At 43.8% G+C, this 12008-nt stretch carries 11 protein-coding genes; all 11 read left to right on the plus strand.

What is annotated here, in order from left to right:
- The first annotated feature begins 144 nt into the window (after positions 1–144).
- Entirely contained in the window at positions 145–1128 is a 984-nt protein-coding gene (locus H6A32_RS03675; protein WP_087168537.1) for a sugar ABC transporter substrate-binding protein, read from the plus strand.
- Positions 1129–1231: 103 nt separating this feature from the next.
- Positions 1232–2692, plus strand: a complete 1461-nt coding sequence (locus tag H6A32_RS03680; protein ID WP_207738684.1) for a sugar ABC transporter ATP-binding protein — start codon at positions 1232–1234, stop codon at positions 2690–2692.
- A gap of 21 nt (positions 2693–2713) precedes the next feature.
- Positions 2714–3703, plus strand: a complete 990-nt coding sequence (locus tag H6A32_RS03685) for an ABC transporter permease (RefSeq protein WP_171027856.1) — start codon at positions 2714–2716, stop codon at positions 3701–3703.
- 138 nt (positions 3704–3841) lie between these two features.
- On the plus strand, positions 3842–4768 hold the full coding sequence (locus H6A32_RS03690; RefSeq protein WP_191427186.1) for a sugar ABC transporter substrate-binding protein: 927 nt from the start codon (positions 3842–3844) through the stop codon (positions 4766–4768).
- A 1-nt stretch (position 4769) separates the two neighbouring features.
- The gene (locus tag H6A32_RS03695) at positions 4770–6071 is read left to right on the plus strand and encodes a sensor histidine kinase (protein WP_204863789.1); all 1302 of its coding nucleotides are present in this window, start codon (positions 4770–4772) and stop codon (positions 6069–6071) included.
- Positions 6064–6735 (plus strand): response regulator transcription factor, encoded by a 672-nt coding sequence (locus H6A32_RS03700; RefSeq protein ID WP_087168533.1) that lies wholly within the window; start codon positions 6064–6066, stop codon positions 6733–6735. Before H6A32_RS03695 ends, H6A32_RS03700 begins: the two co-directional genes overlap by 8 nt.
- Before the next feature lie 4 nt (positions 6736–6739).
- On the plus strand, positions 6740–8074 hold the full coding sequence (locus H6A32_RS03705; protein ID WP_204863790.1) for an ABC transporter substrate-binding protein: 1335 nt from the start codon (positions 6740–6742) through the stop codon (positions 8072–8074).
- A gap of 339 nt (positions 8075–8413) precedes the next feature.
- Positions 8414–9565 (plus strand): tyrosine-type recombinase/integrase, encoded by a 1152-nt coding sequence (locus tag H6A32_RS03710; RefSeq protein WP_204863791.1) that lies wholly within the window; start codon positions 8414–8416, stop codon positions 9563–9565.
- A 488-nt stretch (positions 9566–10053) separates the two neighbouring features.
- A complete protein-coding gene (locus H6A32_RS03715; protein WP_204863792.1) occupies positions 10054–10533 on the plus strand; it encodes a transcription termination/antitermination NusG family protein in 480 nt (159 codons plus the stop codon).
- A 196-nt stretch (positions 10534–10729) separates the two neighbouring features.
- The gene (locus tag H6A32_RS03720) at positions 10730–11263 is read left to right on the plus strand and encodes a transcription termination/antitermination NusG family protein (protein ID WP_118635436.1); all 534 of its coding nucleotides are present in this window, start codon (positions 10730–10732) and stop codon (positions 11261–11263) included.
- Between the two features lie 103 nt (positions 11264–11366).
- Positions 11367–11930, plus strand: coding sequence for a PglB (locus H6A32_RS03725; protein WP_204863793.1), 564 nt, complete (start codon positions 11367–11369; stop codon positions 11928–11930).
- The last annotated feature ends 78 nt before the right edge of the window (positions 11931–12008 follow it).

Here is a 12008-nt window from a genome sequence, read left to right on the forward strand (position 1 = left end):
ATTTTTGTTGAGAATATATTACATTTGTCATTTAAAACATTGCAAATGTCATGTGGAAATCGTTACATTGTACACCTGCACAAAAAATCACGTTTTGCTATGATGAATCTATCAAAAATACACAAAGCAAAAGGAGGAAAGATTATGAAAAGAAAAGTGTTAAGTGTATTGCTTGTGGCAGCGATGGCAGGAACCATGTTAATGGGATGTAACAGCGGAGACAGTGGTTCCGGCGGATCGGACAATGGCGGATCATCCGACGACGGCGGCAAACACTACAAATTCGCCTATACCTGTATGGACGGAACAAACCCGTTCTTTGTGACAATCGAAGACAAGATCAAAGAACTGGTAGAGGCAAACGGCGATGAACTGATTTCTACAGACCCGGCTAATGATGTTTCTCTTCAGATTACCCAGGTAGAAGATATGGTATCCCAGAACATCGATGGTATCTTCTTAAATCCGGTTGAAGCAGAAGGAATTTTGCCGGCACTTGACGCACTGAAAAGCGCAGAAGTACCGATCGTAAACTTCGACACAGAAGTAGCGGATATGTCTTATGTAGCGTCTTATACAGGATCGGATAACTACAACGCAGGAAAAGTTTGTGGAGATGACCTCGTAAAGAAATGTCCGGACGGCGGAAAAATCATCGTACTGGATTCCCCGACAATGAACTCCGTTACAGACAGAACAAATGGATTCCTGGATGCGATCGAAGGACACGGATTTGAAATCGTAGCACAGCAGGATGCAAAGGGAAATCTGGAAGTATCCATGGGTATCGCAGAAGACCTTCTGCAGGGCAACAGCGACGTTGTAGCAATCTTCGGTGGAAATGACCCTACAGCACTTGGCGCATTAGCAGCAGCAAACGCAGCAGGCCTTGAAGATGTATTAATTTACGGCGTAGACGGTTCACCGGATGTGAAATCCGAACTGGCATCAGGAGATTCTCTGATGGAAGGTACCGGAGCACAGTCCCCGATAGCGATCGCAGAAAAAGCAGTAGAAATCATGTATGACATCATGGAAGGAAAAGAAGTAGAAGACCGTTATCCGGTTGATACTTTCCTGATCACTGCTGACAATGTAGAAGAATACGGCACAGACGGCTGGCAGTAAGAAGAATGTATTTCAGGGGAACGGACGATTGTCTGTTCCCCGGACTTGAGGAAAAGCAAAACAGGAAGTAGGTGAAAGCGTGAGCAAAAATGTGCTGTTGGAAATGAAACATATACATAAGCGCTTTGCAGGGGTGCATGCGCTTAATGATATCAGCCTGGAACTGCACGCAGGAGAAGTACATGCTCTCCTTGGGGAAAACGGAGCCGGAAAGTCGACACTGATCAAAGTCCTCGGAGGGATTTATTCTGCGGATGAGGGAGAAATATGGATTGATGGGAAAAAAGTAGAAATCAAAGGCGTAAAAGATGCCCAGGACAATGGGATCGCGATCATCCATCAGGAGCTGGTATTGGTTCCGCACATGACAGTAGCGGAAAATATTTTTCTCGGAAGAGAATTTGGAAGCGGTTTTCTTATTAACCGGGCGAAGATGAACGAGGAAGCGCAGAAGCTTCTCGATGCCAATCAGGTGCATATTAAAGCCGATACTCTGGTAGGTAAGCTGACAATAGCACAGCAGCAGATGGTAGAAATTGTAAAAGCAATTTCGTACAATTCGAGAATTCTTGTCATGGATGAGCCGACCTCTTCGATTGCAGATAAAGAAGTGGAATTCCTGTTTGAGACGATGAGGAAACTGGCAAAACAAGGCGTTGGAATTATCTATATATCGCACAAAATGAGCGAGCTCGAAGAAATTTGTGACAGAGTAACCGTCATGAGAGATGGTGAGTATGTCGGAACCAAAGTGGTAAAAGAGACAAACAAAGATGAGCTGATTGCCATGATGGTAGGTCGTGAACTGACAAGCTATTACACAAGAGAGTATCAGGAACCGGGGGAAGAAATACTCCGGTGTGAACATATTTCTGACGGTAATATGGTACGTGATGTCAGCTTCAATCTGCACAAAGGAGAAATCATCGGCTTTGCCGGACTGGTGGGGGCTGGAAGAAGTGAAACAATGAAAGCCATTTTCGGTCTGACCAAAGGAGCCAAAGGAGATATCTACCTGAAAGGGAAAAAAACAAAGATCTCGTCACCTGTAGAAGCAATGAAAAACGGCATTGCCCTTGTCCCGGAAAACAGAAAAGAGGAAGGGCTCTATAAGGTACAAAGTGTGCGGTTTAATATGACCATTGAAATTATGGATCAATTCATAAAAGGAATCCGGGTTAATGAAAAGAAAGAAATCGAAATCACACAGAAATACATTGACATGATGTCTACAAAAACTCCGACACAATTACAGAAAATCGGAAACCTTTCCGGCGGAAATCAGCAGAAAGTCATCATCGGAAGATGGCTTGCCACCAATCCGGATGTATTAATTATGGATGAGCCGACCAGAGGAGTGGATGTAGGAGCGAAATCCGAAATTTATGTGATCATGAATGAACTGGTGAAAAAAGGCATGTCCATCATTATGATTTCCTCCGAACTTCCGGAAATCATCAACATGAGCGATCGGATTTATGTCATGTCAGAAGGCCGTGTTACAGGATGTCTTTCCCATGAGGAAGTCACTCAGGAAGCTGTGATGCAGCTGGCGGCGAAGTAGAAGGAAAAGGGGGAACGAAACATGGCTCAGACAAAAGGAAATAAAGCAAAACTGCCCGCTACAGAAAATAAAGCAGCAGTATTTTTGAGGGAGAACCTGGGAATTATTATAGCACTTCTGGTGCTATGTGTTCTTCTTGCGGTTTTGCCGGCAACAAGCAGTTCATTTTTATCGACCCAGAATATGTTTAATATTCTGCGGCAGATTTCGACCAATATGCTGATTGCGTGTGCAATGACCATGGTAATTATTCTGGGAGGAATCGATCTTTCTGTTGGATCGATCATTGCTCTTTCCGGAGTAATCGCGGCAGGATGCGTATCAAGATACGAGCTTCCGATTGCTGTAGCACTCATAGCGGGAGCCCTGGTTGGTGTTGTAATCGGTGTTTTCAACGGATTTGTAATCTGTAAGACAACCATTCCGCCATTCATTGTTACACTGGCTACCATGAATATCGCCAGAGGACTTGCAAAAGTATATACCGGCGGTTCTCCGGTGCGTGTTGTTACAAAAGAATGGCAGTTTATCGGTGCAGGCTATATCGGACCGGTTCCGGTTCCTGTTATCATTATGATTATTGCCATCATTATTACAGCATTGATGATGAATAAGACCAAACTTGGACGTCATATCTATGCGGTAGGTGGAAACACACAGGCAGCAGAGTTTTCTGGAATCAAGGTAGCAAGAGTCAAATTTATTGTACACGCTTATGCGGGACTTATGGCAGGACTTGCCGGAATTATTCTGGCATCCAGAATGTATTCCGGACAGCCGACGGCAGGAGAAGGCGCTGAGATGGATGCCATTGCAGCCGTTGTAGTAGGTGGAACATCCATGGCAGGAGGTTCCGGTAAAATTGGAGGTACGATTATCGGTGCTCTGATTATCGGTGTACTGAACAATGGTCTGAACCTGATGAATGTAAATTCATTCTGGCAGGACGTAGTAAAAGGTGTCGTTATTCTCCTGGCGGTATTTATTGACTATATCCGAAACAGAAAATAATAAGAAATATCATAAAAAAGAGACTGGTGCGTCATTTTTTCGCAGCGGTCTCTTTATGATAAAGACGCTTGATAAAATAGACTAAAAGTTATACCATGATAGATAAGTATTGTGACGAAGAAGTGAACGGAGCAGAGAATGAAAAGAACAAAATGGATTGCGGCAGCACTGTGCATTGCACTCTTCTTCAGCGGATGCGCAAAAGAACAAGATCAGGAAAAACACATCTTTGGGGCTACTTACATGACAAGAAACAACCCCTATTTCGATGTCCTGAACGATGAGATTGCCGAGGGAATAGAAGCGAACGGGGACAAACTGATTGTCCGGGATCCGCTTCAGGACCAGGAAAAGCAGAATCAGCAGATCCTCGATATGATCGATGAAGGAATAGAAATTCTTTTTCTCAATCCCGTAGACAAAGTAAAAGTCAAACCGGCATTAAAGGCATGTCAGGAAGCCGGCGTAGAAATTATCAATATTGATACCCAGGTGGATGATACGGACTATGTTCTGTCCACGATCGAGACGGATAATTATCAGGCAGGACAGGAATGTGCAAAAGATATGATGAAACGGGTGGATTCGGCCAGAATTATCATTCTGGATAATCCGATGCAGGATTCTATCGTCCAGAGAGTCCAGGGATTTTTGGACACCATCGAAGGACATCCGGAATATCAGGTGGTACAGCAGATTTTCAGCGGCGGAGAAATTGAAATCTCAGCAGAAGTAGTATCCGGACTTCTGGACGAAGATTTTAATGTTGTATTTGGCGGTAACGATCCGTCTGCACTTGGCGCCCTTGCGGCTCTTCAGAAAGCAGGGAGAGAGGAAGGAATTCTGATTTACGGAGTAGACGGCTCCCCTGATTTTAAAGCCATGCTGGATCTGGGGTATGTAACCGGGACAAGCAGTCAGAGCCCGGAGACGATCGGGAAGACGGCGACGGAAATGGCATATCAGGCACTGGATGGAAAAGCAGTGGAGAAATATGTCAAGCTTCCAAGCAGGCTGATTACAAAAGAAAACCTGATGAATTACGACATAGATGGGTGGCAGTAGGATGAAAAGAAAAGCAATGAGTATTATTAAACTGCTCTTTTTTCTGATTAACATGGTACAGGCGGGCGGAATCAGCCTTTTTATCTATATGACGACAAAGAAAATCTGTGAGGATGATCAGGCCAGAGTATTTCTGGGGCAGGTAGATGCCATTCCCAAATATCCGGAAATGATTGTCTGGAGTGCACTGCTTCTCATTGCTCTTCTTGGATGCGACATGCTGATCCGGGAGACGAGGAAAGAACAAAGTGGGAAAATCATTGCGATTACACTGGGAATAGATCTGGTGTGCAGCATCGTTCTTGTCTGGATTCTGGACTTTAATTATAATGGTGTGATTTTGCTTGTCTTCGCCAATATTCTTGTATTTGTCAATGATACAAAGATAAAATACCTTCTGATCGGTATTGCGACACTTGGATATCTGGTGGCGGACTACGATTTGATTTCTGTATCCAATCATCTGTTTTCCGTCAGGGATTACATACAGTATTACAACGAGACACAGCAGCAGCTGTTGTTTTCCGTCTACAATATACTGGGATCATTGAATATTATGATTTTCATTCTGTATTGTATTAACATCATTAATGAACAGCGAAATACCATTCAGGAAGTGAATGAATGGTCCAGACAGCTTCAATATGCAAATGACCGGCTGAAGGAATACAATGAAATGACAGAAAAAATGGCTGAAACAAGGGAAAGAAACCGGGTGGCCAGAGAAATCCATGATACGCTGGGCCATACTTTGACCGGTGTGTCTGCCGGAGTTGATGCCTGCATTGCCCTGGTCGACATTGACCCGGGACAGACGAAAAAACAGCTGGAAGTGATTGCAAAGGCGGTACGAGGAGGGATTAAAGACGTTCGCAGTTCTGTTTCCGAACTGCGTGCAGATGCGCTGGAACATTTTCAGCTGGATGAAGCCATAAGCGATATGATCGCAGAAATGAACTCACTTGCGGGGGTGGAAGTAGTGTTTCATTCAGAAGTGAAACCATTCCGGTTCAGTGAAGATGAAGAAAATGTTGTTTACCGGATCATACAGGAAGGCATTACAAACGCCCTGCGTCACGGGAAAGCAACAAGAATTCAGATTGACGCCAGAAAAATTGATGGAGTACTGCATCTGACAATTCAGGACAATGGATGTGGATGCAAAGAGATAAAGAAGGGATTCGGAACAAAACATATGAAAGAGAGGGTTGCCATGCTGGGCGGCTCGATCCACTTCTCAGGAGAAAATGGATTCTTGATTGATGCCCGGATTCCGATAAGATGGGGTGAAGAGTATGATTAAAGTACTGATTGCAGATGACCAGGAGCTGATTCGGCAGAGTCTGCAGATTGTTTTAAACAGCAAACAGGACATTGAGGTATCAGATGTGGCTGCAAATGGCCAGGAAGTGATTCAGTGTATTCGGAAAAACAAGCCTGATATTATACTGATGGATATCCGGATGCCTAAAATGGACGGGGTCCAGTGTACAAAAATTATTAAGGAAAATTATCCGCAGATTAAGATCATCATTCTGACAACCTTTGATGATGACGAGTATGTATTTAACGCTCTGAAATATGGGGCAAGCGGATATCTTCTGAAAGGTGTCTCCATGGATGAACTGAGTGATGCAATACGCACTGTTTACAGCGGACGAGCAATGATCAATCCTGACATTGCGGCAAAAGTGCTGAGACTGTTTTCGCAGATGGCGCAAACCAACTATACCATTCCTGTTGAGGAAAAAGATATCCGCCAGCTGACAAAAACAGAATGGAGAATCATTGCACAGGTAGAAAAAGGAGCAAGCAACAAGGAAATTGCAGATACACTAAGCCTTTCCGAGGGAACGATCCGTAATTACTTAAGTACGATTCTGAACAAGCTGAATCTAAGAGACCGGACGCAGCTTGCAATCTGGGCAGTACAGACGAACGCACACAAGAATATGACTGAAGAATAGGAAGATGAGATTGTACAGGAAATGGATAACAAGAATGATACAGGCAGCGGCAGCACTGCTCCTTCTGGCAGGAATGTATTTCTGGAGCAGACCGCAGGCACAGACACAGGAGCTGGAGTTTGGCATGTTTACCGGAAGCAACTGGGGCGTGGAAAACGCAGACGCTTTCGTTATTATCGACAGGGCGATTGAGCGTTTTGAAGAAAGCCATCCAGGAGTAACGGTCCGCTATACTTCGGGAATTGAAAAAAAGGATTACTCCGAGTGGTGTGCAAAGCGCCTTCTGGAAGGAGAAATGCCGGATGTCTTTATGGTTCTGGATACGGACTTTAACCAGTACTGTTCCCTTGGAATTTTGCAGGAACTGAATACGTTTATGGAATTAGATCCGGAGTTTCAAAGCGAAGAGATTTTCCAGACAGCGATGGATATCGGAAAGGGCATGGAAGAAATCCAGTATGCACTTCCATATGAAGTAGTTCCAACGATGCTGTTTGTCAATAAGACACTGCTTCGGCAGGAAGGAATCGAAATGCCCCAGCAGGATTGGATCTGGGATGATTTTTTGGAAATCTGCAGAAAAGTGACAAAAGATACAGATGGTGACGGCCGGATTGACCAGTTCGGAACTTATAATTATTCCTGGCAGGATGCGATGTATACAAGCGGCGGAAGCGCGTTTGATAATGAAAAACAAAATGTAGACTTTTCCAATCAGTATGTGATTGAGTCGGTGAAATTTATGAAAGAACTACTGGCTCTGAATCAGGGCGAAAATGTGACACAGGAAGACTTTGATGCAGGAAAAGTCGCCTTCATGCCTCTGACGTTTGCAGAATACCGGACATACAAAACTTATCCATACAAAATCAAGAAGTATTCCAATTTCCAATGGGACTGCACGACATTTCCAGGCCGTACCCACGGAGAGAATATTTCCAAGGTGGACGCACTTCTGATAGGAATCAATCATGATAGTACGGAGAAAGAACTGGCGTGGGAATTTTTGAAAGAACTTGTCTGTGGATACGAAAGCCAGCTCGATATTTTCCGGTACTCACAAGGCGTATCCGTCCTGGAATCTGTAGCAAGATCTGAGAAAGCGGCCTCGATTATTCAGGAAGATATGGATAAGGAAGAACAGGTTATCAGTGGAGAACTGTTGTGTGATGTCATTGAACATGGAACGATCACACCGAAATATTATCAATATGAGACGTACGAACAGATGATCAGTCTGGCAAACACCGAAATTACAGAGATCTTCGAAAAGAATAAGAATATAGAAAGCAGTATGAAGATTTTTCAGAGGGAAATCCGAAAATATCTGAATCAGTAAAAATAAGAAGCCCGGATACGATTGCGAGAAGAACAGAGTCTTCCCAAGTATCCGGGCTTTTTCCAGTAGAAGCCACTTCAAGCGGCCCCGGCTTTATGTAATAATGAAAAGGATATGATAAAACGTGCTGTATTTCGCTGACATGCATATCCATCAGCCGGATTCCTACAAAAGCTCAGTGACAGAAATCAGACACCGGGAGCTGGAATACAGGGCGGATACAGCACACGAAAAAGGGAGAGGAGGAAAGGAAACAAGGTCGGTCCTGAGCGATAACAATCCGATTGAAACAGGAGAAGAATCCGATCGGAAGCATCGCAAAAGAGAAAGGAAAGGGACATGGCAAGAAAAGGAGAAAATATTTACAGAAGGAAAGACGGACGCTGGGAAGGCAGATACATTGCAGACAGATCAAAAGACGGCAAAGCAGTATACCGTTCTGTCTACGCAAAAACCTATACCCAGGCCAAACAGAAACTGCAGGAAGCAAAAGAAACAAGTCAAAAAGAAATAGAGAAGAAATATCTTCCTGATTCGGAAAAAGAATTTTCGGAATTTCTCTATCGGTGGCTCGAATATATCCGGCCCCGCATCAAAGAATCTTCTTATGTAAAGTATGCAAATCTGATTGAACTTCATATTGACAAAGAAATCGGAGCAATCAAACTTGGCAGTCTGAATACTGCCATCATTGACCAGTTTATCAATACCCTTCTGGAGGGAACAGAAGAAATAGCTCCCCTTTCAGCAAAAACCGTAACAGACATTCTGGGAGTCGTCCGAAACGTGATCCGCTACATCAATGGACGATTCCAGAGAGTCGACTGTGATCTGTCCCAGATCACCATAAAAAAGGAAGAAACCCGGATGCGGATTTTAAGCAGAGAAGAGCAGGAACAGCTGATCCGGTATCTGCGGGAGTATCCGTCACCAATGAACTGCGGCATCTTCCTGACCTTATTTACCGGACTTCGGATCGGGGAGCTCTGCGCGCTGACATGGGAGGATATTCATCTGCGCGAAAAAGAAGTGTTTATTCGGAAAACAATGCAGCGCATTCAGAATAAAAGACCGGAAAAACCACGGCTGGAGTGGGGAAGCAGGACCAGAATTATCATCACTCCGCCAAAAAGCAGCAAGTCAATCCGGCATATCCCGATCCCGGAAAGTGTAGCGGAAGTACTTGGGGAATACCAGAGATACGGAAACGAATATCTCCTGACGGGAAAAGAAAACAGTTACGTCGAGCCCCGCACCCTCCAGTATCATTTCAAAAAGGTTCTGAAGAAATCAAGCATCGAGGAGGCAAATTATCATGCGCTGCGCCATACTTTCGCGACGAGATGTATTGAACTTGGCTTTGACATCAAAAGCCTCAGCGAGATTCTTGGCCACGCAAGCGTTAACATCACGCTGAACCGGTATGTGCATCCGTCCATGGAGCTAAAGCGGGATAATATGGAAAAACTCTCCGGGCTGATTGCGGAATAACCAGTCCATATTACATTCAACAGTAAAAACAGCAGGAAATAACGGTAGAATAATAAAAAAATCGCAGAGTGTGATACTCTTGGAAATGACAAATTCAACATGGAAATGATCAGAAAATAGGGCGTTTCTTCCGAATAAAAAATTTTTGACAAGAATATTGACGTTAATAAAATCAGGAATAAAATCTTAAATAGAAGCAAAAAAAGAAAAAGAATTGTCTCTAAAGATGGTATTCGACCAAAGATTTGACGCATAATTTTGAAAATTCTACAAGTCGAAAGATGAATCTTAAAGAAAAAAGGTTGTCCACTTTTCTGTCCTCACGAAGGAATCCCGTCTTTTACGACATCTTCCAGTATTATAGAATTGCATTTTCAGTTTGTTGTGTTATAATTAGGGAGGTGAAAACAGCCTTAAAGTTTTCACTATTTCGTATACAAAAATAACGGGTTCGCAGAGTATCACACTCTGCGAAATGATAGTAGGTGGTGAGCGTCATCTGGTACGCAGTGCGCTGTGAAGCGGGAAACGAAGAAAAAACAGCAGAAAAGTGGAAGCAAAAGCTTACGGGACAGGGCGGAGAGGCCTTTGTCTTTACCTATGAGAAGATGAAACGCTACGAAGGCAGCTGGCATCTGCTCCGGGAGCCTCTCTTTGCAGGGTACATCTTTCTGGTGGTCAAAGACGAGATGATCCCGGAAAAGGAAGATGATCAGAGCCTGATTCCTGTCGGTACGGAAGAAACCAGATTTCTGGAGGAGATCGGCGGGAAGGAGCACCACATCCCGATGTCACGGGGCTATATAAAAGAAGGACAGACCTGTGTGACAGAAGGACCGCTTTGCGGGCGGGAAAGCCAGATCCGCAAAATTGACCGACATAAGCGTCTGGCACGTCTGGAATGCCCGGTGGATCAGTATCAGAGAAAAGGACTCTGGACTGGCCTTGAAATTGTATCAAAAAGCTAAAAACCGCACGCCTGGATAAGGAGTGCGAAAACGGAAAAGAAGTTTGGAAAACAGCTGTGATAAGAAGTCATGGCTGCGAAAAAAACGGATAAAAAGGAAAAATAGAAGTCTGGGGTGAAAGACTTAAAAAAATTTTTCACTGCAGATATGGCGAAGCTATGTCAAAAACAGATAAGCTTCCCAGAGAGGAGAAGTTATGTGGTATGTCATACAGACCATGACAGGGAAAGAAGAAGAACTGACAGAAGTGCTGGATAAGATGTTGCCACAGACGATATGTGAAAAAAGCTTTTTGATCAAACGGGAGACATGCTGGAGATTGAAAGGCGAACACAAGATACAGAAAGAAATCCTGTTTCCGGGGTATGTGTTTGTCAAGACACAGACTCCGGAAACATTATATTATCAATTAAAAAAAGTACCGAAGCTTTCCAAATTGTTAAGCGACGGGGAAGAAGAATTCCTGCCGGTCCGGGAGGATGAGCAGGAGTTTCTGGAAAGCCTGATCACGATTGAACAGGCTGAGGAAAAAGAAGAGTACATCGTAAAACGGTCAGAAATAGAAACCGATGAAGAAGGAAATATCGTCTGGGCCGGAGCCCCTCTTTCACAGTATCTCGGAAATGTAGTCAGAAAGAGGATCCGGAAACGGTACGTTGTCATAGAAAAAGAACTGTTCGGGAAAAAACGGACGGTTCTTCTTAGCATCCGGCTAAAAGGGGAAGAATAAGGGGAAACGTAGAAAGCTACGAAGTTATTATATATAGAAGAAAAAAGATCGAATAAAAGATAGAAAACAAAGCAGGGATTTCCAAACAAGGAGATCCTTATTTTTGTGTAAAAAAGTAAGGAGTGAGGGAAGGAAGATGAAGAATCTTCTGATTTTAGGAGCAGGCGGACATGGACATGTGGTTGCAGAAACAGCACGTTCCATGACCGATGCAGAAGGTAATCCATTATACGATAAAATCAGCTTTCTGGATGATCTAAAACCAGAAGCGATTGGTAAATTAAACGAAATGCCATTATTAAAAAAAGAATATCAGGAAGTTTTTCCGGCAGTTGGAAACTATGAGCAAAGACTGGAAATGTATGCGAAAGCAAAACGCTTTGGCTTTGCAGTTCCAGTTTTGATTCATCCAGAAGCATATGTCAGTCCGTCAGCAACGATTGGTGAGGGGACAGTGATTCTGCCAAAAGCTGTTGTACATACAGGAGCACACATCGGGAAAACATGTATTCTTTCGATCGGAAGTCTGACGGATCATGACTGTGTGCTGGAAGACGGCGTTCATCTGGACTGTGGAGCAATTATCAAAGGAAGCAGAATTCCGGAGGGAGAGAGAATCCCCTGCGGGATAGCGATAGAAAATCAAAAAGAAATGAGAAAGGGATAAACAAGGGGGAGATATCCTCTTTGGAAATGGGAGTGTAGTCATGAGGAAGAAAAACTATCTGAAGAAAAAGCAATATCT

It is taken from the genome of Drancourtella massiliensis (assembly GCF_016900655.1).
GTDB classification, from domain to species: domain Bacteria; phylum Bacillota; class Clostridia; order Lachnospirales; family Lachnospiraceae; genus Sellimonas; species Sellimonas catena.

What these genes read in the sequence shown, in the direction of transcription:
- H6A32_RS03700 (WP_087168533.1), top strand. Translation starts at nt 6,064, where the DNA reads ATGATTAAAGTACTGATTGCAGATGACCAGGAGCTGATTCGGCAGAGT.
- H6A32_RS03710 (WP_204863791.1), top strand. Translation starts at nt 8,414, where the DNA reads ATGGCAAGAAAAGGAGAAAATATTTACAGAAGGAAAGACGGACGCTGG.
- H6A32_RS03695 (WP_204863789.1), top strand. Translation starts at nt 4,770, where the DNA reads ATGAAAAGAAAAGCAATGAGTATTATTAAACTGCTCTTTTTTCTGATT.
- H6A32_RS03680 (WP_207738684.1), top strand. Translation starts at nt 1,232, where the DNA reads ATGAAACATATACATAAGCGCTTTGCAGGGGTGCATGCGCTTAATGAT.
- H6A32_RS03690 (WP_191427186.1), top strand. Translation starts at nt 3,842, where the DNA reads ATGAAAAGAACAAAATGGATTGCGGCAGCACTGTGCATTGCACTCTTC.
- H6A32_RS03685 (WP_171027856.1), top strand. Translation starts at nt 2,714, where the DNA reads ATGGCTCAGACAAAAGGAAATAAAGCAAAACTGCCCGCTACAGAAAAT.
- H6A32_RS03705 (WP_204863790.1), top strand. Translation starts at nt 6,740, where the DNA reads ATGAGATTGTACAGGAAATGGATAACAAGAATGATACAGGCAGCGGCA.
- H6A32_RS03675 (WP_087168537.1), top strand. Translation starts at nt 145, where the DNA reads ATGAAAAGAAAAGTGTTAAGTGTATTGCTTGTGGCAGCGATGGCAGGA.
- H6A32_RS03720 (WP_118635436.1), top strand. Translation starts at nt 10,730, where the DNA reads ATGTGGTATGTCATACAGACCATGACAGGGAAAGAAGAAGAACTGACA.